The sequence below is a fragment of the Bdellovibrio svalbardensis genome (genome assembly GCF_029531655.1).
GTDB classification, from domain to species: domain Bacteria; phylum Bdellovibrionota; class Bdellovibrionia; order Bdellovibrionales; family Bdellovibrionaceae; genus Bdellovibrio; species Bdellovibrio svalbardensis.
Genome location: NZ_JANRMI010000003.1, coordinates 509,821 through 530,721, shown reverse-complemented (window position 1 = coordinate 530,721; position 20,901 = coordinate 509,821). Strand labels below are relative to the sequence as shown.

Sequence of the window (20,901 nt, the reverse complement as noted above, 5' to 3'; positions counted from 1 at the left end):
ATTTTCTATACCTGAAACCAATCAAAATTCAGGCAGGCCAACTTTTCGTCGGGCGAAGACTGAAGACGCTCGACGGCTTCTTTTAAAAGCTGCGAAAGTTTTTCTCGGACCCATTCGTAATCATCTTCAGATAAAGAGATCACTCCAGAGTAGTGAAGATTTTCCGGTCTTCGAGTGCCGATCGCCTCGATGGATTTCAACCGCCACTGCGTATGATGCTGCAAGATCAGCGGTGACGACATTTCAAGATGCAGTACTGGCTTCAAAACTTTGTAAAGACCCTGTTCGTGTTTCACAAACCCGCGCGTGGTTAAAAATTCCAAAGTCGAATGAAGAGAAGCTGTGGGCAGCTGAAAGTATTTCTGCAGATTGTCCAAGGACTGCAAGGCAGGATTGAGCAAAGCCATGTGAATCGCGGCATAGTGCCAGCTGGAGTAGTAGGTGGACTGATCTTCCAGAGATAAGCTCTCTGAAATATTCACACGTTTTTTAAGAACGGAATGCTCTTCGCGCTTCTGAGAGATCTGTTTTTGAAAAATTTTCTGAAGACCTTTGGAGCCTGCGCGCTTGTGCATGACCAACAGGAGCAGAAACTCTGAATCCAACTCGTTCAAGCCCATCCAGCGCGCACATGACTCTGCCTGCTCAAGACTGAAATGATAGTCGCCGCCCAGAACATGAGTGATAAAGGCTGTTTGGCAGCCTACGGCCTCTGCCAATTGCTTGCGAAGACCTCTTCCTTTGTGAGGACCATTGGCGATCCAATCCGTTATGAACTTCTTGTAATCCTTGTACTCGTAGACAGAGATGGTGTTCATAGGCCCCCAAAATTTAGTAATATTAAATTTTCACCTTGTTTATTTAATTAAATAGTCTTGCAAGTCAAGTACTGCGGAAATAAGACTGTGCCCACGAGGTCAGCATGTCTGTCGTAAAGTTCTTTGCTTTCATACTTCTAAGTCTTTCAGCGAACACCTGGGCTTGGTCAGGAATGATCCGCGAGGGTGGTGTCAGTGGAGGCGGCGGCAATGTTATCAATCCACAAATGCCAACATCTACGGTGGATCCGGAAGAGGCTGAGCATATTGTGAAGGCTTCCGCAGTTTACACTCAGATTTTCTTCGCCCATGCAAAAGCTCAGTTCGCAAACGGTGAAGCTTCATCAGAAATTTTACCTGTTTATAAAAAATTATTTTCCGGTCCCAGAGATCTCGACACTGTTCTGCAAAATGTTCGTCCGCATGTTCGCGAAAGTGGACCTTGCTATGACTACAACATGCAGCCTGTGGATGCCAGCGTGGCAGGTTCTCTTCCGAACAGATTCTGTGTCAGCGCCTTTGCTCTTTCTCGCAAAGTGCAAGCCGACCAGATTCCTGTTCAGGCGGCGGCATTGATGGCTCATGAGTACACAGAGATCATGGGACTTGATGAAGATGAAGCCGTGATGATTCAAAAACAAGCTTTGCAAGACCTGCAAATCGTGAACCTCCCCCCATTGAGTGTTCACGATTGCGGGGATTCTAACTAAAACGAAAAGGAAACAATATGCGCCGTTTATTTATCGTAACTATGATGGCTTTGTTATTACCAGCTGCAAGCTTCGCACAAGATGCAAGCAGTTCGTTGAAACAAAATATGAAACAAATTGGCTCTTTGACGAAGCAAATTGTAGCGACCGTCAAAGACTCTAGCAAAGATCAAGACAACGCGAATAAGTCCGCACAATTGGTTGCTCTTTTCCAGTTGGTTTACAATCAAGCCGCTGACGGTGTTCAGGATATTCCCGCAGATCAACAACAAGCTGCAATCGAGGATTTCCAAAACTTGATCCAACAAGAGATCGATTTGGCGACCCAACTTCAAGCCGCTTTTGCATCCAATGACACCAATGCAGCAGCAACTATTTTGCAGCAAATGAACGACATCAAGCACGAAGGTCACGACAAGTACAATCCATAGGTCATTTCCAATTTTGCATCGGAGGCATTTTATGACAGGGAAGTTCAAAGTGGCGCTGGCCGCTCTTCTGATTTGTTTTGTATCTTCTGGGGCCCAAGCTAAGGGGCCCTATTTCCAGAAGGTTATTTGGGTTGTTCTGGAAAATACCGACTATGCGTCGGCGATGGCTCAGGCCGACTTTGCGCGACTTGCTCAAATGGGTGCGTCTTTTCAAAATTTCAATGGCGAAAGTCATCCTTCTCAGGCCAATTATATTGCGATGATCGCTGGCGACACCATGGGGGTTCGTGGTGATGGCAATGCGGATATCTCAGGAAAACACCTGGGCGATTTGTTAGAGGCTGCCGGTAAGGACTGGCGAGTTTATGCTGAAGACTATCCGGGAAATTGCTTTACCGGTGCGACTCGCGGCAACTATGCCCGCAAACACAATCCATTTATTAGCTTCACCAATGTCAGCAAGGATTCTGAACGTTGCAAAAAAATTGTTCCTGCTGATCAATTTGATTCAGACTTTGAACATCAGCAACTTTCTGAGTTTTCAATGTACATCCCAAACCTTCGCGATGATGGTCACAACACCGGTGTGGAGTATGCTGGAAAGTGGTTCTCGAAGAAGTTTGCCAATCTTTTGAATTCACCAGATGGACTTCGCGACACTTTATTGGTTGTTACCTTTGATGAAAGTGAATCGCGCTTAACAAATAAGATCTACACTGTTCTGTTGGGTGAAAATATCCAGGCTGGCATTCAGATTCCACAAGCGCACAATCACATCAGTCTTTTGAAATTGATTGAAGATCAGTTGCAGCTTGGGAATTTGGGACGCGCAGACCTGACAGCCCCACCCATTATGGGTCTTTGGAAATAGCAAAAATTATTCGAACCTTTTCAAATGGTCATTGCGCTTTTGCATGGCTCTGTTGATCAAACCCTCAGTGTCTTCGATAGGCACTGAGCGTCTTGCTGATTCTCCCAGAACGTAGGTAAGGCCCAGCGCATACTCGAAGTTCGAGTTCGCTCTTAGTAAAGGACTTTGCTTGTTTGCGGAATTAGAAAAGTCCGAATAGGACCCTCCCACATACACAGTCAGCTTCCCTGAAGACAGTCTTTGAAAATATGAAATTTGATTCTCTAAAAATCCAGCGCTTGCACTGTATGCGGGGCGCGTAGCGGTGGCATTTTGCAGTGGAACCTCGAAGTAGGTGGCATTGAATTCCTGAGAGGCCGTTTTTGCCTCTAGAGAGAAAATTCCACTTAGCATCAGTGGTGACTCAAAAACTCCGCCCCATTCATCGTGCCACCGATATTGGACTTCGATGGAGGCGAGCCCCCCGTTTTGACGGATGGAGCTTCCATAAATTGCCATCGAGGGAAAAAGCGCGAGTTTGAATTCCCAACTGTGATCGACGGAGTAAATCAATTGCGGACCAATCTCCACAACCAGGGGTAAGTTTTCCATTCCCTCGCGCGCCTGACTCTTCGAGGAGTCTAGCGGCAGACGTCCACCACCGGAAAACTCGAGGGACCATTTGTTTTCTTTTAAAAGATAAGCGCGACCACCTTCTTGATCGTCAGCGCGAAGAATGGTTCCGCGGTATTGAAAGGTCGGGAAGGGCAGAACTAGTTCTGAGTATTCATCTGATCCCGGATATTGAGCGTAACGGGCATAGCCGATACCAAACCCATACTCCCAAAGAGGCTTGCCCTCTTCACGCAGAGGCTTGCTTTCTTCCGCGGCCTGCAGGGGAACTGCCGTTAAGAAAATTGTCAGAATGAAAAACCAGAAACGACCTAACATTGCTGACTATCGTAGCGACTGGGGGCAAACTCTCCAAGTTCTTTCTCGAACGGAATAGAAAGTAACTGGCCTCAAGGGGTGTCTTCATCTAAGATAGCCTCATGGCGAAAAAATCAAAAGCTCCAGCACAAGATTCTGAAGTTCAGTACTTCATCAAAGATGTCCAGCAACTCGCGGGACTTCCTACTTCTAAAAAATATGCGAAGTTACTTCTTGAGGAGTATCCTTTTGATGGCCAATTGCTTAATGCAAGTCGCCTGTATCGGGAAAGCCGTAAGCTTTACTTATCATTGGGCGGTGTCTTCTCGCCAAAGATGTGTTCCACCATGCGTTCTTTGAGCGCTCAGGATCTATTTAAAGATGAAATTGAGTTTTCACCGTCGGCTTCCGAGTTGATGTGGTTTAAAGATCATTCGCAGGAAGTGGTCGATCCTGAATTTGGAATTGATGCTCTTATGCGCTTTAATGAGATTTCTCTTTATCATGAACAGAACCACCGCGTGTTGTGGCGCTTGCTTCCTCCGCCTCCGTCTGAAGAGCGTGATTTTTGTCGTTATTTAAATTTTGCCGAAAGCCTGGTTGTGACCTTGGATCTTGCCCTGGGTGATGAGCTGGGAAAAAAGACATCGCCAATTTTTGAGAACTTGAAGGTCATCTATCGTTCTGGCGGTGAAGACCAATGGTTTGATAAATCAAAAGGGGAATATCGCAATTATTTGCTCGCCCTTCTAAGTGCCACTTATTATGCCTTGGAGCTTATTAATCCCGAGGATATTTTAAAGGCCGTTGATTACGTTTTGCCGGGGCAAAAGAAGATGAACAAAGATGCTGTTCGTCGGGGACTGGAATTGAATGAGCTCTTTACGCGAATCACCAATCCTCAATGGCAGGAGCGTTATTGGAAAGTGGCGCAAGCGAAGCTTTCAAAAATGCACGCTGGAGCAAAAGAGGATCCTCTTTATATGCCGGAGGATCCATTGGACTTAGAGGCTGAGTTTTTCTTTGCTCACAGGGTTTTCGACTATTACGGATTGTAGACCTAAATCTGGTCGGGGCCTTTGGGGTCCCATGGGTGTTAAGATTCTGTCAAGTTTCATTCTTGCTTACCGATAAATTTGAGCGAAGTTTCCGCTCAACGCGAAAGCAAGGATGTTCCTGTGAAAGCCAATATCAACATTAAAAAACTTTTCTCCTTTGCATTTCTGACCATTGGATTGCTGATTGCCCTTATATTTTTGGCGGTTCGATATGAAGTTTATCGAATTGAACAGGCGACATTGAAGCTATCTCAAACAACTGAGGCAGCCTTGGATGCCTCTAAAGTTAAATATCATATCGTGCAGATCCAACAGTTTGTTACGGATGCCTCTTTGACGGGGGATCGTGATGGTTTGGATGAAGCTAAGAAACACCTCGACGACGTTCATAAAAATATCGAAGCGATGAAAGTTCTCGCACCTCATCATGCATCCACCTTCAATCGACTTGCTGAAGAAGCCAAAGCCTTGCATGCCGTAGGAATGGAGATGTTTGCTGCCTATACCGAAAAAGGTAAGAATGAGGGGAATCTGATCATGAAGCGCCCTCAAACAGGATTGGATGCCTCTTCATTGGTAATCGCCAACGAAATTGACGCCCTGGTTGAAAAGCTAATTGCCGAAGAAATGACTTCGGGTAAGGATTTATCTCAAGCAGAGGCCAATCTGAATTTGGTCTTGGCTATTTTGGCAGGCGTTTCTTTGTTAGTCATGGTTGTGGCTTTTGCAATGCTCAAAACGAAGCTGACGGAAGCAAGTCGCCTTCTTCAGGATTTACAAAGCTCAAGTTTCCAGGTGGCGACCTCCGGCGGTGAAATTGCGAATGCCGCAAACAAACTAAGCTCTGCGGCTGTTGAGTCGGCGGCGACGATCGAAACAACCACGGCATCGACGGAAGAAATTTCAAGCATTATTAAAGAAAACGCCAAAGGGGCGGTACAGGCTCGAGACATCTCGGGGATTGCTCAGGAAAAAGCCAAAGAGGGGCAGCAGGAAGTCGTGCGATTGATCACGTCGATGGGTGAGATCGCTCAGGGCTCGAAGAAAATTGAAGAGATCATCACGGTCATTGACGACATCGCCTTTCAAACAAATCTTTTGGCACTGAATGCGGCTGTCGAAGCGGCTCGCGCCGGTGAGCAGGGTAAGGGCTTTGCTGTCGTCGCCGATGCGGTTCGAACTTTGGCACAAAGAAGTGCCACTTCGGCCAAAGAAATTTCTGATCTGATCAGATCCAGTGTCGATAAAATCGAATATGGTTCGGGCGTTGCTGAGTCCAGTGGGGAAGCACTCAATCAAATCGTCGCGGCAGTCGAAAAAGTCACCCATATCAATACGGAAATCTCAGTGGCCAGCGAAGAGCAGGCGCGAGGAATTGATGCCATTAATAAATCCATCAATGACTTTGATCGAACCACTCAGAGCAATGCGGCCTCTGCAGAGGAATGTGCCGCTTCATCTCAGGAACTCGCAGAGCAATCGAAGATCTTGCGAGAGATGTTGCTGAAGTTGGGCGCCGTCCTGGGTGTGTAACACCTACTTGGAATACTTCATTTCAAGTTCTTTAAGAAGTCGTTGTTCGCTTTCAGAAAGCAAGTTTCGATTCTTCATCACTGCTAAAACTTTATAAGTAGGTTTAAAGCCGGGGAGTGATACCGGCTTTAACGTTTTTCCGGGAAGAAGGTCAGGAACCAGACAGGTTCCTGAATTCGAAGCCGCAAAATGATGACACATTTTCCAACTATCAATTTGAACCCTCTTCACGGTTTGCTTGCGTTTATGCAAATGCTGTTGGAGCTGCAGAGTTTCCGGTCGTGCAAAGGTTGTGACGACAGGATTTGCCAGCTCACCTGATTTTGAAAGCAATACGAAATGTCCTTCAAAAAGAGGGACCGTCTGAAATTCGAAAGTGCTGCCGTCGTCGATAAGAAAGCCAAGATTGATTTCATCATCGGCAATAAGTTGCCGTACCTTTGCGGTTGTACCAAATTGAATTTGCAGTTCAGTCTGAGTGCTTTTGGTGAACTTTTCCAAATTTGGAATAATGAGAAACTCCGCCAAGGTTGCAGAACAGCCAATTTTGAGGCCCGCTTTGTCAGAGGATGGAGAACTAAAGATTTCACTTACGAGCGCCAGGGATTTTTTTGCTTTGTGATAGAAGCTGTGACCCTCTTCTGTCAGCGCAAAGGCTTTGCGTTTATGATTTAAAAGCGCAAAACCGATCGAATCTTCGAGTCGAAGGATCGACTGACTGATGGCCGGCCGGGACACATGGTTCTTCTCTGCGGCTTGGGAGAAGCTACCCAATTCCACTGTGTCGACAAAGTACTTTAAAGCATTGAGGTTCAAGTTCTCAGGTTTCATAGTAACTAATAGTTACCAATAATATAAATAAATGTCATTTTTTATTACTTAATAAAGGTGGTACACCGTTTGGCAAATAGGAGATCGCATATGAACAATATTGAAGTAGGTCAGGTGTATAAGCATTTCAAAGGGAACTCATACAGGGTTTTGCAGATTGCCAAGTCCAGCGAAACTTTAGAGGAACTGGTAATCTATGAGGCTCTTTACTCCAACCCTGAAGGTCAGATTTGGGCTCGTCCACTCAAAATGTTCATGGAGACCGTTGAGGTCGCGGGCTCAAAAGTTCCAAGATTTGCAATCGCACCTGTTTTGTTGGGGCTGTTTCTGGTTCTTGCGCGGCCGAGCGTCAGTATGGCGTCTGACTGGGACGTCGCAACCACCAATGAATCCATGGAATCCTGCTATGATGTCGAGAGATTGGTGCGATCAGAACTTCGCAAGCAGTGCCAATTGCTCAATAAAGAATTGCGCGCGATGGTTTGGTCGGAATGCTCGCAAAGAGATGACGGCGGATATGTCACTACTTTTAGAATGAGTGGCCAAGGTCGATGCCTCTAGTGGTTTAGAGTTTTTCCTTTTCGGCATCATGACAGGTGGTTATACTTGTGATGTCGTCGAAAGGATTCTGATGAAACTCTTCAAAGCAATCGCTCTCATGTTATGTGTTCATTTGGGAACCTCGGTGAGTCATGCGGCACTCATCGAGAAATCTCTGACCCACGAGGGGCAAAAGCGAATTTGGTGGGAGTATGTTCCGAAGAAATGCATGGCAGAGATCTGCCCACTGGTGCTGGCCTTTCACGGAGGGATGGGGCGAGGGGATCGACTTGAAGAAAATATTCACATGCGGACGGTTGCTGAGAAAAATGACTTTGTCCTGATCTACCCCAACGGGCTTGATCGCAATTGGAATGACGGACGCCCTGAGGTTGCCCCAGGAATTGATGACTTGGGCTTTATTGATAAACTTTTGGTAGCCGTGAAGACAGATCACAAAATCGACACCCAAAGAATCTATGCTACGGGAATATCCAACGGGGCTCTTTTTAGTTATCGCCTGGCTTGTGAGCGTTCGGAGGTTTTCGCAGCCATTGCGCCTGTGGCTGGTCATATGGGCCAACTGATCTCCAAAAATTGTAAGCCCAAGGTTCCGGTTTCGATCATTAACTTTGTGGGCACAGAAGATAAAATCATTCCGTTTCAAGGCGGTGAGGTCAAAGGCCCGTTCGGTTTTAAAAAACTGGGTAAAGTCCTTTCCTCCGATCAGTCCCTTCAGCTTTGGTTGGAAACGGATGGTTGCAGTAAAACTCCAGTGGTCACTGGGCCTATGGATAACGATCCCAAAGACGGCACTCGTGTGATGATTGAAAAATACCCAGGCTGTAAGAGCTCCGCAGAGATTCAAAGATATGTGATTGAGGGGGGAGGTCACACTTGGCCCGGTGGAGACCCCAATGCCGGCCGTCTGGTTGGCAAAGTCAGTAAAGAGGTGGATGCTTCGATGATCATTTGGAAGTTCTTTTTAGACCATCCTAAGACGAAATAAGGGGTTATCTTTACAGGCTTTTTGGTCTTTTTTACTTTCTGGTTCCATCCAGTGAGTCTTGCATGGTAAATGCTTCCTTTAACTCCCTGTCTTTCCATTGTGAGGTTTGCGTTGAAATTCGAAAAATTCCACCTGTCTGAAGATCTTTTGCGCAATCTCAATGATAACGGTTTTTTCCGTACGACGGATATTCAGTTCAAGGCTATTCCTTCGATCATGAAGGGCGAAGACGTTTTGGCAATCGCGCAGACCGGAACCGGTAAGACGGCCGCTTTTGCGATTCCGATCATCAATGGAATTCACAGCAATAAAAGCAGCAAGCGTGTTTTGGGGATCAAATGCTTGGTCATGGTGCCAACCCGAGAGTTGGCTCAGCAGATCGGCGAGGTTTTCAATCGTCTGTCAAAGCACACGAAGGTGAAACCTTTTGCTTTGTTTGGCGGCGTTGAACAGGATGCGCAAATTAAAAAACTTCAGGATGGAATTGATATTTTGATTGCGACTCCGGGGCGTATGTTCGATCTGATCAGTCAGGGGTTTATCGATATCAGCCACATTGAAACTCTAGTTCTGGATGAGGCCGATCACATGTTAGATCTGGGTTTTATCGACGACATCGAATCTATTAAGCGCAAAATGACTCGTCGTCATCAAACCTTGTTCTTCTCTGCGACTATCAGTCCTGAAATTAAGAAGCTTGCGTTCTCTCAAGTCCGCAGCAGTGCGATTCGTATCCAGATTTCTCCGGAAGATCCAGTGTCTAAGAATGTTTCGCATTTCGTGATGAACGTTGAGATGGATGACAAGCGTTTCTTCTTGGCTGAATATTTGAAACAAAATCCTGAAGGCAAATTTATCATCTTCGTTCGTACTCGCGTCCGTGCAGAGCGCGTGGCAAAGGCCATGGAAAGAGTTGATATCAAGACCTTGACCATTCACGGAGAGAAAGACCAAACAGACCGTGCCGAGGTGATGAAAGCTTTCCGCAGCGGAGACTGCAAGATCTTGATTGCCACAGATCTTAGTGCTCGCGGCATCGACATCCCTGATGTCACTCATGTGATCAACTATGACCTTCCGGAAAAACCTGAAAACTATGTGCACCGAATCGGGCGCACAGGCCGTGGCTTTAATAAAGGAATCGCTGTTTCTTTCTGCAGTCAGGAAGAGAAGCCCTTGTTGGCTGAGATTGAAACGTTGCTGACTAAAAAAATCGAAGTCATCAAAGTCAGTAAGAAGGACTACCAGATCATCGCTTCTCAGCCAGAGTCAGCGATCGATGCAAGCCTGCAGGACTTGTTGGATAGCGAAGACACCTTCAAGAAATCAAAGCGTAAGAAAAAATAAAACAAATTTTGGTATGATGGATTGAATTTTCTAGCCCTCGTCTTGGAAATAGGATGGGATAAGGAAAAGGAGATCCTCAACAATGAAATCTAAACTTCCCTTGATCGCTCGTATTCTTCTTGGTTTTGTCTTCTTCGCCTCTGGCTTGGCGGGACTGCTCAATCTGGTTCCCGTGCCTCCGGATTTGCCGGAACGTTTGGTGACATTTAACAATGGTCTTGCGGCGTCCGTCTATTTCTTGCCCTTCCTTAAATCAGTAGAAACAATCTGTGGATTGATGCTTTTGACTGGATTTTTTGTCCCGCTAGCTCTTGTCGTACTCGCTCCAGTTGTTTTGAATATTTTCCTGGTCCACGCGTTCATGGCGCCAAGTGGTTTGCCTTTGGCGATCGTGCTGGGCTTGTTGATGATCTATCTTTCATTCTTTGCACAGCCTTATTCTGGCGCTGTAAAGCAGCTCTTTAAGCGTAAGTAGTTCTTGTAATCCTTCGGTCTTAAATTGGGCCAGGACCGTTTGGCGCCATCATAAATGGCGCTCGGCGGTCTCGAGGTTGTCTGTTTTTCTAATAAATGTTCATTTTTCCAGACGACTCGCTGTGTGGTGATGTAAGAAAGCACCAAATTTTGTGGTGAAAAAAGATACACCAGCGACCTAGGAATAATTGATAGTCGGGCACAGTTGCAATTTATCTCGGTCTATTGGAAAATCTTGTTATTGTTTTAACACCTTTCCTTGAGAGATTTACATGAGCATTCAACAAGTCCCATTTATCACACTCAATCGTTTTGAACCTGGCTTCCGCGATGAATTCTTAAACGGCGTCGCTTCTCTTTTTGATAAAACTCAATTCGTAGGTGGTCCAATTGTCGCTGAAATGGAAGCGAACTTGGCAGCGTTCACAAAATCAAAACACGCGATCGGTTGTGCAAATGGAACGGATGCGATCCAGATTGCTCTTCGCGCGGTGGGCGTTGAAAAGAATGACAAGGTCCTTGTTCCAGATATGACTTTCTGGGCAACCTTTGAAGCGGTTGTAAACGTGGGCGCAAATCCTGTGACTGTGGACGTTCATCGCGACACTTGCCACTGGGATTTGGCAACTTTCAAAAAAGCAGTTGAGCAATTTAAGCCAAAAGCTGCTGTGATGGTTCACCTTTACGGTTGGGCTTCACCAGACACTATGGAAATCAGAAAGTTTGCGAAGGACGCAGGCGTTCTTTTGATCGAAGACGGTGCACAATGTTTTGGAACTGAAATTGAAGGCCAATCTATTCTTGGCTCTGCATTGATCTCGACAACCAGCTTCTACCCTGCAAAAGTATTGGGTGCATCAGGTGATGCCGGAGCAATCTTCACTGCGAATGATGAGTACGCAAAAAACTGCCGTACTTTGATCAATCACGGAAGAACAGATCACTACTCTCACGGTATGATCGGTTGGAATTCACGTATCGGTGCTTATGAGTCTTTGTTCTTGAATATGTCTTTGAAACATATCAGTGCACGTATCGAAAGCCGTATGAAGGCTGTGAAGTTCTACACAGAAGCTTTGCAAGGTCTTCCATTCAAGCCAGTAAGAGCTGGTGCGAAAGTGACTGAGAATGGATACTGCCAGGTTGGTATGATTGATCCTGCTCTAAGACCGGCTCTTATTGAAACTTTGAAAAAAGCTAACATCGGTCACGGAACAATTTATCCAGGTGCGATGAGCCTTCAATCTGGAGCAAAAGACCACTTGGCTGGTAAGATCGATAATGGAAATGCTCACTACATTTCTCAAGCGGTTTTGAATCTTCCTTGCTTCGCTTACATCACAACTGAAGAACTTCAGTATGTTTGCGATACTGTGAAAAAGCACTTCTAAGAATTGAATTTTAGTTAAGAAATAAAAAGGGAATCTCTTGGTTGAGATTCCCTTTTTTTATTTGTTCAGCAATGTAGGGAAACAAGCGCTTTATATATGATAGCGAACGCTTGCCACAACGGTATTGGGTTTCAACCATAGGTAAGCGCGTAATACAAAGGCCGTCTGATTGTGCAGGAACTGGTGATACCATTTTCTGGTCACGAATTCGGGGATAATGACGGTCACAAGTTTTTTCTGACTTCCTTCATCCTTGACTTGATCGATATAGTCCAAGACTGGCTCTATGACAGAACGAAATGGTGAAGGTAAGATGACTAACGGAATCTCAGGTACGACTTTTTGCCATTGTTCTTTCAGTCTTTCAGTTTGCTCTGCCCCGAGTTCTACGTAACAAGCACGAACATCTTGAGAGATCGACCGAGCGTAATGCAAAGCCTGCAGCACGCCGGGATGCAGATTTGAGACTGGAACCAGTGCGGTGTGGAATGACGGCAAGACCTCTAAAGAGTGATCTCCAGACAGTCTTCCCAAGCGACGAGCAACATACAGATAGTGATTTTTGATTTGCAGGAAAAACCAAACGAGTCCTGGAATGAGGAGGACAATGATCCATGCGCCGCTTGTGAACTTCGTAATGGCGATCACTAGCAAGATCACAAAGGTGGTCAAGGCACCGATGGAGTTAAAGATGAGAGCTCGAATCCAACCCTTCTCGCGCAATCGCAGGTGATGACGAATCATTCCCGATTGAGACAAAGTGAAAGATAAGAAGACACCCACGGCATACAAAGGAATCAGGTGATGGGTGACTCCTCCGAAAAGGATCAACAAAAAGATCGCGGCAAAGCTAAGTCCCATGATGCCATTTGAAAAGACCAGGCGGTCACCAATACTTCCAAGTTGTCGAGGCAAGTATCCGTCTCTTGCCAGCAAACTTGCCAAGCGGGGGAAGTCCGCATAGCTGGTATTCGCCGCCAAAAACAAAATTAAGGCCGTCGAGATCTGCACGAAGTAATACATAAAATTCATGCCGAAAACTTGCGATGCCAAGAGTGACACAGCTGTTTGACCTTCATGAGGGACAATTCCCATGACATGCGCCAGGAAAGTGATTCCTAAGAACATGAATCCCAAAAGCCCAGACATCCACACCATGGTGATTTTGGCGTTCTTCTGTGCGGGCTGCTTAAAGATGGGAATCCCATTTGAAATGGCTTCAATACCGGTTAAGGCCGAACATCCCGACGAGAAAGCTCTCAGCAAAAGGAAGATCGGAATCTCGGGATAGATCTCATGAACGAGGGGAGCCTTCGCAATCTCATAACCCATCATCAGTTTGAAGCCACCGACAACGACCAAAGCAATGATCGAAAGAACAAAGAAGTAAGTCGGTAGAGCAAAGATGCTGGCGGATTCTTTTACGCCACGCAAATTCATCAACATCACAAACAAGATAACTGCAGCGCCAATCAAAACCTTGTGCTCAGCCAGGCCGGGGAAGGCGGAGGTGAAATTCTCTACTCCGGCAGCGACCGAAACGGCGACTGTGAGAGTATAGTCAATTAACAAGGAGGCGCCCGCAACCAGGCCAGCTTTCTTTCCCAGGTTTTCCTTGGCAACAGTATAAGCACCGCCACCATTCGGGTAGGCATCAATAGTCTGGCGATAAGAAAGCGTAATAATAACTAATAGAGCCGCGACAGCAAACGCAATAGGAAGAGACCACGCCACGGCTCCAGCCGCAAACAAAGACAAGGGAATTAGAATCTCTTCTGTTGCGTAGGCCACGGATGACAGGGCGTCTGACGACAGAACTGCCAAGGCTTTCCATTTTGGGATCAACTCGTGGGATTGATGTTCTAAGGTTAAAGGATTGCCAACCAGGGTTCTCTTGATGCGACGAACGACGCCCACTCATACTCCATAAAGACAGTATTAAAACAGAAAGCTTATAGCCGAAGCTTTTGTGTCCTGAACATATGTTAATTTCAAACCACGTGGGCGTAAAAAAAACGTAAAAATCGCCGATTTAATGCTTAAAATATGAGCATTTTCAAGGATTGGACTTCCACACTTCGGATAAGGTGAGTCCTGTCCTCGATCAAACAGAGTGAGATGACAAGATGGTTCCCACTCCGTTTGACGTATTCCAATGTCTTCTTGTTCAATAAGGGCAATTCGCAGGGAGGAACTTATCAAAGAATATATGCTCCTTATCTACAATCAAATCGATCATCAGAAATCCTGGTCGCCAGAGCATCATCATCAGTTTCTCAAAAGTTGTGAAGGCTACATCAACCAATTGAAGCTAGATGGAAAGCTTAAAATTGCACAACCTCTTGTGAGGGAGGGAAGGTCTATTACTGGCTCTAAGGGAAATTGGACTGTGATGCCAATCAATGAGAAGAAAGAAATTCAAGTTGGCTACTATCACATTCTTGCTAGGGACCTGGATGAGGCCGTCGAGATTGCGAAGAACAATCCTGAATTTGAATATGGCACAACGGCACGTATTGAAGTACGTCCTGTTAAAACGAAAGAAGAAACAACAGGCTACACCTATCCGAAATGAGTATCGACATTTCGTGCGATGATCTTTTGCACATTCCGAAATAGAAAATTGCCTATTCCATTGAGTGTTTTGATGATCCTACTTCGAAGCATAACCAATAAAACTATTTCAAATCGGAGTTTGTATGAAGAAAACATCATTACTTTTAGCGTTAGCCATTTTAACACCTGTCTTTGCGAGTGCCGCCTCCATCGTTAAATTTGAAACCATGTATGGTGTCGATGGTCCCTTTGTGGGTGGAACCCAAATTCGTGGAGTCCTTGGTGATGAGCTGCCGTGGACAATTAAAAGTGCAACGGGGTCTCTTTCCACAGCAGGAGATCTAAAGATCAGTGTCAAAGGTTTGGTCTTTAGTGATGATGATGTGGTCCCACCTGAACTTCGCGGAATCAACGACGAAAAAGAATTTCGCGGGATGGTCAGTTGCATGTCTGAAACTGCCAGTGGGGGAGTTTCTACGAAAAATGTTCTAACAGCCGGATTTCCCGCAACGAAATCAGGAAACTCAGAGATCAACGGAAAGGTGAAGCTTCCCTCACCATGTTTAGCTCCGATTGTTTTTGTGATGGCTGGGTCAGAAGAGAAATGGTTCGCAGTCACAGGTTTCGAAATGGAAGCACCTAAACCGAAGCATTAGAGTCAGAATTTACTCTATTCCAAAGCCCGCGGCAGCGCGGGCTTTTCTTCTTGAAAACAAGAGCCGTGAATATTGCGGAAGTTCGTTGTCGGATCGTCCAATGCTGGAATGCAACACCGGCGCGGAAAGTACTTTTCTATTTTTTCCTCCACACAAAAAACTTTGATGTAAGGTGCTCTCTGTTCTGAGTTCTTTGATCAAAAGTTAGACGGCCGCACTCTGAGGATGTGACTAGTTTCTGGTCTAGCATCTTTTTTGGAGCTTCAATCATCTTGAAATTTTGATAATCTATTTCGAGTTTATGATGAAGATTGCAGTCCTTCTTTTATTTGGGATCATGGTGTCGTGTAGCTCAAAGCCTAATAAGCTTTATACCACTTCGTATCGCCAAAGCATTGTCGAGGGGGAGTGTGAGTATGCCCAAAATAATGTTCCCCTAGAAAAAGACGACACCCAGTTTCTTAGAATCTATCAGGGTACTATTGGTTACGTCGCGTACGTTAGTACACTTCCAGTAACTGTTGGTTTGGATTTTATATTGATGGGAAGATGCCGCTATGGTTGTCCGAACGAAACCAAAAACATGACCTATTTTGAAATGCTATTTCCAACTTCTGTTTATACCTATGAATCTACGAAAGACATAAGATGTCCCGATACGAGTTACTATGTTCAAAAATTTCTAGAGATATCTGAGTGTTTTGAGAAAAGAGCTGATAAAGTATCTTTGCAAAAGTCTCTTGATCAGCTCGACTATCTTGTGAATGAGTTTGAAAATGGGCCGACATGTATACGCATTCGAGATGCTGATGTGGCTAAGAAGTCACGTGAGCGTGTCATTCAAAAAATATCTGCGAAAAGCCAGAGTAAATAATTTAGATTTCTACTTACACTCACAAATTTCATCCAGTAAGATTAAATACATGACATCAGACAAGCAGATTATAGCACCAGAGCATACAGCCGTCCGAGTTGCCTTATGGCGAGCCTTGCATGTGCAAATTGATCCTGAACCACACGTACTTAACGACGAAATCGGTTTAAAACTGGTTGGCGAACAGGATTGGCGCCTTCGTCCAGATATGAACCCTGATTTTTCAAAGGGAATGCGCGCTTCCATTGTTGGACGTGCTCGCTTTATTGAAGACATCGTTGAAGATCAAGCCAAGCAGGGCGTGAGCCAGTATGTGATCTTAGGTGCGGGTTTGGACACCTTCGCACAACGCCGTCCAGAAATCGCTTCGCACCTGCATGTTTTTGAGGTGGATCAGCCAGGGCCTCAGGCGTGGAAACAAAAACGTCTTGCTGAGATTGGCTTGGCCACTCCAGAATGGCTGCATTTCGTCCCCGTCGACTTTGAGGCGGGACAATCGTGGTGGGAGCAGTTGATTGCTGCTGGCTTTGATACCAGCAAGCCTGCCGTTGTGGTTTCCACAGGGGTTTCTATGTATCTCACAAAAGAAACAAATTTGGCGACCTTTCAGCAGCTAGCAAAGCTGGCTCATGGATCGACCTTCGCGATGACTTTCATGCTTGCGCTGGATCTTCTTGAAGCCAAAGAAAGATCAATCCTCGAGTTCGTGATGAAGAAAGCAGGCGAGGCGGGAACACCTTTCCTGAGTCTCTTCTCTCCGCTTGAGATATTGGCGATGGCGAAGGACGCTGGATTTAAAAATACGCAATATGTTTCAGGTGAAGATATTTATCAAAAGTATTTCGCTACCCGCACGGATGGGTTGAGAGCTGGAAATGCCGAGGGCTTCTTGGTGGCGATGACCTAGTGGAAATATTCTTGCGCTGAGGTGAAAATTTTGAGGCAATGGGATCTGCTAGATTTCCAAGGAGTTCTAAAGTGACCAGCACTACTCTCGCCGCAATTCCAACGATTAAAACGACGCGCTTGAAGCTTCGCCCATTTTCTTTGGCTGATGCCCCTGAAGTTCAACGAATGGCGGGAAGTATTAAAGTGGCGCAGATGACGGCCACCATTCCACATCCCTATCCAGACGGCGCGGCGGAAAGCTGGATTTCGACTCACCTGGGGCAGTTCACTGATGGCGATGCAGTGACTTGGGCTTTGGAGGAACTGTCTTCCGGAAACTTAATTGGTTGCATCAGTTATGGTGTGAGCAAGACCCACAAACGAGCTGAGATGGGATATTGGATCGGCGAGGAGTACTGGGGAAAAGGCTACTGTACCGAAGCTGCAATCTCTGGAATTGATTTTTGCTTTCAGCATTTTTCTTTGAATAAAATTACATCGCGACACCTCGCTCACAATCCCGCCTCAGGCAAGGTGATGCTCAAGGCAGGCATGCAGCAAGAAGGCTATTTACGTCAGGACATGATTCGTTACGGGCAAGTTTCAGACATGGTTATCTTTGGGCTGCTGCGCTCGGACTGGGAGAGGAGCTGAGTTTCGAACAGCACCGAAGATAGCGCCAGACCTGCTCCCTGGCGCTTCTAGTTTAAATATTTTTGATGAAGTACCTTAATTAGGAATTTGCCTTTAGATAAAAATCATTATTTTTGGTTTTGTAGCCAAATTCGAACCAGACCATTTTGTGTTCTGCTTCCCACTCTTCCAAAGCAGCAAGATATTCTTTCGGCCACAGGCTTTTTAAGATGGCTGTGCGTTTGTAGTGCCACCATCCCGTTATAGCGTGAGCTTTGGAGTAAACTTTTTTTACACGTTCAAGCAAAAGATTTTTTACTTCAGGGATGGCGATTTGTTCTAGGATTTCGCGCTCAACTCCCTGAGGGTCTTTCAATAGGGCCCTGTGAATTCTATTTGCTTCACTGATGCTCACGCTTGCATGTTTTGCTAAAAGCTTGATCCAATCTTCGCGGAAGATCAGAAGACCTTTGGTGTATTGCAATTCGGGAAGGGAGTCGGGGCAGGCATCTACAGCTCTTCGGGGATAAGAAAAAAAGAGATCCCTCTCCATGAGGCTTCTTAGGCAATCCAAAATGATATAGTCCATGGGACTGCTGAATCCATGCTCAGCATAAAACCGTTCTAAGACACCGTTGTCCCAGTTGAATTCTTCCTGCATTTGCAATGACATATCCTGGAAGGCATGAAAATTGGGATTCCATTCGAGCCAAAATAATCCGCGGGTCCCGTGCTGAGGGGCTTGCAAAATCATTGGATCAAGATCAGAAAAGGAGTCGAACTCAATCTTGCCGATTTGATTTTCCAATTTCTTTAAAATATCCAGGATGGGACTGCGGTAAGCTATGACTTCGAAGCAGGTTTTGGTAGCAAGTTCGTCACACATCTGACCGATTTTTTGATGTTGGGAGTACTCGACATCTAACCAAATATATTTGCTTTCGCTGAATAGTTCCGGAAGTAAGCCATACTGAAGGGGGTTCATCGGGGAGTAGCCTTCTGCGAATAATACTAGGCTGCCTCCAGAATTTCCTCTGCCTGGCCCCAACAGGATATTTTCTTTCTTGGCAAAATCCAGAATCTTTCGAAACTCGTTGATGAAGTGTATTTTCTCAGGCGAATAAAGGGACACCTCTTCACTCACCTGAGCAATGGAATTCTGATCAACGATTCCTTTGCGTTTTAAATTATTAACACTGACTTCTAAAACGTTATTCATAATTTGACCCCTTTCGTGTTCGGACAATTCCTGTCCGAGTTTTAAAGAGGTCAAAATGGTTTCCAAACTTTCAATCTGATTTGCGAGAATATGGACCGCCACGCGACTTTCTTGAAGACGTCTCTCCAGGATTTCTTGCAGGGATCGTCCGTCGGTTTCTTGCAGTAACAGCTTGATTTGCTCTAAAGAAAATCCTAATCGCTTAAATTGCACCACTTGCTGAGCAATGGCTGTTTGCTCGGCGGTGTAAACGCGATAGCGGCTTTCACTGCGAGTATAGGGGATCAGAATTCCCTTTTCCTCGTAGATACGCAGAGCCTTAATCGAAAGACCCGTTGCCTTGCCAAATTCTCCAATAGATAGCCAGTTCTTCATCATCGACCTCTGACTATAAGGCTCGAGCCCGCCCCTAGGGCAAGGTAAAGAGATATTTTTTAAGACTTAAAGGTCCTGACGCGGAGTGGAGGAAGCAGATCAATCAGCCATTTATTTCAGCATTGCAAAAGGCAGTTGAATTGATAATGCTTTTGGAATGATTCAAAAGCCTGCCATTCTTTCTTATCAAAATGTCGTCCTTTTTCTTCAACACTATTATGAGTATCGAAAAGGTCTGGATGTTTTCTCTTATACAAAGTGGGCACAAGAGCTCGGCTTAAAGAATCGAGCTTACTTACGTATGGTTGTTATGGGTGAACGCCCAATCAGTGAAAGTATCGCAGAGGCATTTGTCGCGGCATTGCAGTTCAACGATGTAGAATCTGATTACTTCATGACCCTTGTTAACTACAATCAATGTAAAACCGGTGAACAAAAACGTACTTTTGCTAAAAAACTTTTGCGCTTTCAGATGAACGCAGAAGACTTCTTGGAGGTTGAAAATCACTATGAGTTTCTAGCCGATGAACTATTGCCCCGAATTCAGACTCTTCTAAGTTTTGAAGATGTTGCAAAAGACACTGCGAAAGCAGCGCAGATTCTGGGGATCTCAGTACAGAAGTTCTTTGATTCGTGCAGCAAGCTTGAAAAAATGGGACTGCTTGAAAAGCAAGAGGTCGGCGGCGAAAGCAAATGGGTCGTGGTGAAAAAATCATGGCGTCTTCCAAATAACTTCAGAGGTCTTGGTTACAAAGAATTTTATAAGGACGCTTGGAGGCGTGCGGAAGAAGCTATCGAAAAATATGAAGCGCACGAACGTCGTTTTAGAAATCTTTTTGTTGCGATGAGCGCGAGCGAGTTCGAGGATTTCCTGAGAGATTTCGAAACATTTGTCCAGGAGCAGTCGGCCAAAAGAAACGTCGATCACTTATTCAATCGAAGACTGTACCAGCTCAATTTTTCATTCTTTCCGAGTACGGAAATTATGTCCTAGTCGGAAATAGGTCCAGATTATAAAAAACTCCTCTGACATCAAAATGATTACATTTGTAACTATGCAGATGGATCTCTTATAACGATATTAGAGGGAGTTTATATGAAGAAGTACGTCTTATGCCTTTCAACTTTCGCCTTGCTTACGGCTTGTAGTCACAGCACAACTAAATCGGATCCGCGTAACCCTGCTGGTGTTGGTGACGTCGGCAGCGTGACCTTAGCTGTCCCGTCTTGTTACAGAGATCCAGAAACTATCGAAAAGAACAAAGCTCTTGCCATCGCAGCTGCGAAACGAGAACGCAGATCATTGATGGTAAATCAAGAGCCGCTAAAAAATCTTAATAAATTGAGTGTTTATGAGTCTGGCATTCGTGATGAATTCAATAATGACTCTGCCATGCGCGATCAGGTCGCCGATATTCTTGCAGAGCTTGGCAACAATGGTCGCAATGCTTCTCAGGGGAAGTCATACTTCAATCGCAATGCACTTTACTGTCAGAATTTTGATGCAAGAAACTTAAAGATTGTACGCCTTCCTGGGTCTAATGAAAAAACTCAGATGTTGAGAGCAGTTGTTACTTTCGCGGATGGATATCATGGTGGCTATACACGCATGAGGCTTAACTTTGATTTCGAAGTTGAGGTGACTATAGATCGTGGGGACGGAAGACCTCAGTATGTGCCGCGATTCTCTGCATACATGACAAAGTATCCTCTCTATGTCGGCAAAGAAGAAGCTGACTGCAGCCGAGATAGTCAAGAGGGATGTAATTAATTGAAGG

The 20,901-nt window shown here is 45.4% G+C and carries 22 protein-coding genes; 17 read left to right on the top strand and 5 right to left on the bottom strand.

All coding sequences use genetic code 11. The features are described 5' to 3' along the window. Nucleotides 1-5 precede the first annotated feature (5 nt). Nucleotides 6-818, bottom strand: coding sequence for a TIGR02147 family protein (locus NWE73_RS12635; protein WP_277578695.1), 813 nt, complete (start codon nucleotides 816-818; stop codon nucleotides 6-8). Between the two features lie 104 nt (nucleotides 819-922). Between NWE73_RS12635 and NWE73_RS12630 the strand changes: the two genes are divergently transcribed. From NWE73_RS12630 to NWE73_RS12620, 3 genes are read left to right on the top strand one after another with little or no spacing between them, the layout of a single operon-like run. Beyond that, entirely contained in the window at nucleotides 923-1,528 is a 606-nt protein-coding gene (locus NWE73_RS12630; RefSeq protein WP_277578694.1) for a hypothetical protein, read from the top strand. A gap of 17 nt (nucleotides 1,529-1,545) precedes the next feature. After that, nucleotides 1,546-1,959, top strand: a complete 414-nt coding sequence (locus tag NWE73_RS12625; RefSeq protein WP_277578693.1) for a cytochrome b562 — start codon at nucleotides 1,546-1,548, stop codon at nucleotides 1,957-1,959. 31 nt (nucleotides 1,960-1,990) lie between these two features. Beyond that, nucleotides 1,991-2,830 (top strand): alkaline phosphatase family protein, encoded by an 840-nt coding sequence (locus tag NWE73_RS12620; protein WP_277578692.1) that lies wholly within the window; start codon nucleotides 1,991-1,993, stop codon nucleotides 2,828-2,830. A gap of 6 nt (nucleotides 2,831-2,836) precedes the next feature. Here the strand turns inward: NWE73_RS12620 and NWE73_RS12615 are convergent, their stop codons facing one another. Further along, entirely contained in the window at nucleotides 2,837-3,760 is a 924-nt protein-coding gene (locus tag NWE73_RS12615) for a MipA/OmpV family protein (protein WP_277578691.1), read from the bottom strand. Between the two features lie 101 nt (nucleotides 3,761-3,861). On the opposite strand from NWE73_RS12615, the gene NWE73_RS12610 reads away from it, so the two are divergent. Next, on the top strand, nucleotides 3,862-4,797 hold the full coding sequence (locus NWE73_RS12610) for a hypothetical protein (RefSeq protein ID WP_277578690.1): 936 nt from the start codon (nucleotides 3,862-3,864) through the stop codon (nucleotides 4,795-4,797). Nucleotides 4,798-4,875: 78 nt separating this feature from the next. Further along, on the top strand, nucleotides 4,876-6,330 hold the full coding sequence (locus tag NWE73_RS12605; protein WP_277578689.1) for a methyl-accepting chemotaxis protein: 1,455 nt from the start codon (nucleotides 4,876-4,878) through the stop codon (nucleotides 6,328-6,330). 3 nt (nucleotides 6,331-6,333) lie between these two features. Here NWE73_RS12605 and NWE73_RS12600 read toward each other — a convergent pair whose 3' ends face one another. Further along, a complete protein-coding gene (locus NWE73_RS12600) occupies nucleotides 6,334-7,161 on the bottom strand; it encodes a LysR family transcriptional regulator (protein ID WP_277578688.1) in 828 nt (275 codons plus the stop codon). A 90-nt stretch (nucleotides 7,162-7,251) separates the two neighbouring features. On the opposite strand from NWE73_RS12600, the gene NWE73_RS12595 reads away from it, so the two are divergent. From NWE73_RS12595 to NWE73_RS12575, 5 genes are all read left to right on the top strand, one after another. Further along, nucleotides 7,252-7,722: a DUF1653 domain-containing protein gene (locus NWE73_RS12595; RefSeq protein WP_277578687.1), complete on the top strand. Its 471-nt coding sequence runs from the start codon at nucleotides 7,252-7,254 to the stop codon at nucleotides 7,720-7,722. 70 nt (nucleotides 7,723-7,792) lie between these two features. After that, nucleotides 7,793-8,710 carry an extracellular catalytic domain type 1 short-chain-length polyhydroxyalkanoate depolymerase gene (locus NWE73_RS12590; protein WP_277578686.1) on the top strand — a complete coding sequence of 306 codons (918 nt, stop codon included), beginning with the start codon at nucleotides 7,793-7,795 and terminating at the stop codon, nucleotides 8,708-8,710. 111 nt (nucleotides 8,711-8,821) lie between these two features. Beyond that, nucleotides 8,822-10,057 (top strand): DEAD/DEAH box helicase, encoded by a 1,236-nt coding sequence (locus NWE73_RS12585; protein ID WP_277578685.1) that lies wholly within the window; start codon nucleotides 8,822-8,824, stop codon nucleotides 10,055-10,057. Between the two features lie 82 nt (nucleotides 10,058-10,139). Beyond that, on the top strand, nucleotides 10,140-10,532 hold the full coding sequence (locus NWE73_RS12580) for a DoxX family protein (RefSeq protein ID WP_277578684.1): 393 nt from the start codon (nucleotides 10,140-10,142) through the stop codon (nucleotides 10,530-10,532). Between the two features lie 271 nt (nucleotides 10,533-10,803). Further along, complete coding sequence (locus NWE73_RS12575; protein WP_277578683.1) at nucleotides 10,804-11,922, top strand: DegT/DnrJ/EryC1/StrS family aminotransferase; 1,119 nt, start codon at nucleotides 10,804-10,806, stop codon at nucleotides 11,920-11,922. 90 nt (nucleotides 11,923-12,012) lie between these two features. Here NWE73_RS12575 and NWE73_RS12570 read toward each other — a convergent pair whose 3' ends face one another. After that, nucleotides 12,013-13,839: an APC family permease gene (locus tag NWE73_RS12570; RefSeq protein WP_277578682.1), complete on the bottom strand. Its 1,827-nt coding sequence runs from the start codon at nucleotides 13,837-13,839 to the stop codon at nucleotides 12,013-12,015. Between the two features lie 292 nt (nucleotides 13,840-14,131). On the opposite strand from NWE73_RS12570, the gene NWE73_RS12565 reads away from it, so the two are divergent. The 5 genes from NWE73_RS12565 (at nucleotide 14,132) to NWE73_RS12545 (ending at nucleotide 17,550) form a co-directional block, all read left to right on the top strand. Next, nucleotides 14,132-14,497 (top strand): YciI family protein, encoded by a 366-nt coding sequence (locus NWE73_RS12565; protein WP_277578681.1) that lies wholly within the window; start codon nucleotides 14,132-14,134, stop codon nucleotides 14,495-14,497. Nucleotides 14,498-14,621: 124 nt separating this feature from the next. After that, the gene (locus tag NWE73_RS12560) at nucleotides 14,622-15,134 is read left to right on the top strand and encodes a hypothetical protein (protein WP_277578680.1); all 513 of its coding nucleotides are present in this window, start codon (nucleotides 14,622-14,624) and stop codon (nucleotides 15,132-15,134) included. Nucleotides 15,135-15,435: 301 nt separating this feature from the next. Next, the gene (locus tag NWE73_RS12555; RefSeq protein ID WP_277578679.1) at nucleotides 15,436-16,008 is read left to right on the top strand and encodes a hypothetical protein; all 573 of its coding nucleotides are present in this window, start codon (nucleotides 15,436-15,438) and stop codon (nucleotides 16,006-16,008) included. Between the two features lie 49 nt (nucleotides 16,009-16,057). Then, nucleotides 16,058-16,915 carry a class I SAM-dependent methyltransferase gene (locus NWE73_RS12550; protein ID WP_277578678.1) on the top strand — a complete coding sequence of 286 codons (858 nt, stop codon included), beginning with the start codon at nucleotides 16,058-16,060 and terminating at the stop codon, nucleotides 16,913-16,915. A 71-nt stretch (nucleotides 16,916-16,986) separates the two neighbouring features. Continuing rightward, entirely contained in the window at nucleotides 16,987-17,550 is a 564-nt protein-coding gene (locus tag NWE73_RS12545) for a GNAT family N-acetyltransferase (RefSeq protein ID WP_277578677.1), read from the top strand. 79 nt (nucleotides 17,551-17,629) lie between these two features. Here NWE73_RS12545 and NWE73_RS12540 read toward each other — a convergent pair whose 3' ends face one another. Then, nucleotides 17,630-19,126: a MerR family transcriptional regulator gene (locus tag NWE73_RS12540; RefSeq protein ID WP_277578676.1), complete on the bottom strand. Its 1,497-nt coding sequence runs from the start codon at nucleotides 19,124-19,126 to the stop codon at nucleotides 17,630-17,632. Nucleotides 19,127-19,280: 154 nt separating this feature from the next. Between NWE73_RS12540 and NWE73_RS12535 the strand changes: the two genes are divergently transcribed. Both NWE73_RS12535 and NWE73_RS12530 read left to right on the top strand, forming a co-directional pair. Further along, entirely contained in the window at nucleotides 19,281-20,117 is an 837-nt protein-coding gene (locus NWE73_RS12535; RefSeq protein ID WP_277578675.1) for a TIGR02147 family protein, read from the top strand. Between the two features lie 102 nt (nucleotides 20,118-20,219). Beyond that, the gene (locus NWE73_RS12530) at nucleotides 20,220-20,894 is read left to right on the top strand and encodes a hypothetical protein (protein ID WP_277578674.1); all 675 of its coding nucleotides are present in this window, start codon (nucleotides 20,220-20,222) and stop codon (nucleotides 20,892-20,894) included. Nucleotides 20,895-20,901 lie beyond the last annotated feature (7 nt).

Coding starts and splice junctions, on each gene's coding strand:
- NWE73_RS12540 (WP_277578676.1), bottom strand. CDS start 19,126: ATGATGAAGAACTGGCTATCTATTGGAGAATTTGGCAAGGCAACGGGT.
- NWE73_RS12575 (WP_277578683.1), top strand. CDS start 10,804: ATGAGCATTCAACAAGTCCCATTTATCACACTCAATCGTTTTGAACCT.
- NWE73_RS12530 (WP_277578674.1), top strand. CDS start 20,220: ATGAAGAAGTACGTCTTATGCCTTTCAACTTTCGCCTTGCTTACGGCT.
- NWE73_RS12565 (WP_277578681.1), top strand. CDS start 14,132: ATGCTCCTTATCTACAATCAAATCGATCATCAGAAATCCTGGTCGCCA.
- NWE73_RS12560 (WP_277578680.1), top strand. CDS start 14,622: ATGAAGAAAACATCATTACTTTTAGCGTTAGCCATTTTAACACCTGTC.
- NWE73_RS12610 (WP_277578690.1), top strand. CDS start 3,862: ATGGCGAAAAAATCAAAAGCTCCAGCACAAGATTCTGAAGTTCAGTAC.
- NWE73_RS12590 (WP_277578686.1), top strand. CDS start 7,793: ATGAAACTCTTCAAAGCAATCGCTCTCATGTTATGTGTTCATTTGGGA.
- NWE73_RS12535 (WP_277578675.1), top strand. CDS start 19,281: ATGATTCAAAAGCCTGCCATTCTTTCTTATCAAAATGTCGTCCTTTTT.
- NWE73_RS12615 (WP_277578691.1), bottom strand. CDS start 3,760: ATGTTAGGTCGTTTCTGGTTTTTCATTCTGACAATTTTCTTAACGGCA.
- NWE73_RS12580 (WP_277578684.1), top strand. CDS start 10,140: ATGAAATCTAAACTTCCCTTGATCGCTCGTATTCTTCTTGGTTTTGTC.
- NWE73_RS12630 (WP_277578694.1), top strand. CDS start 923: ATGTCTGTCGTAAAGTTCTTTGCTTTCATACTTCTAAGTCTTTCAGCG.
- NWE73_RS12550 (WP_277578678.1), top strand. CDS start 16,058: ATGACATCAGACAAGCAGATTATAGCACCAGAGCATACAGCCGTCCGA.
- NWE73_RS12595 (WP_277578687.1), top strand. CDS start 7,252: ATGAACAATATTGAAGTAGGTCAGGTGTATAAGCATTTCAAAGGGAAC.
- NWE73_RS12635 (WP_277578695.1), bottom strand. CDS start 818: ATGAACACCATCTCTGTCTACGAGTACAAGGATTACAAGAAGTTCATA.
- NWE73_RS12555 (WP_277578679.1), top strand. CDS start 15,436: ATGATGAAGATTGCAGTCCTTCTTTTATTTGGGATCATGGTGTCGTGT.
- NWE73_RS12600 (WP_277578688.1), bottom strand. CDS start 7,161: ATGAAACCTGAGAACTTGAACCTCAATGCTTTAAAGTACTTTGTCGAC.
- NWE73_RS12620 (WP_277578692.1), top strand. CDS start 1,991: ATGACAGGGAAGTTCAAAGTGGCGCTGGCCGCTCTTCTGATTTGTTTT.
- NWE73_RS12625 (WP_277578693.1), top strand. CDS start 1,546: ATGCGCCGTTTATTTATCGTAACTATGATGGCTTTGTTATTACCAGCT.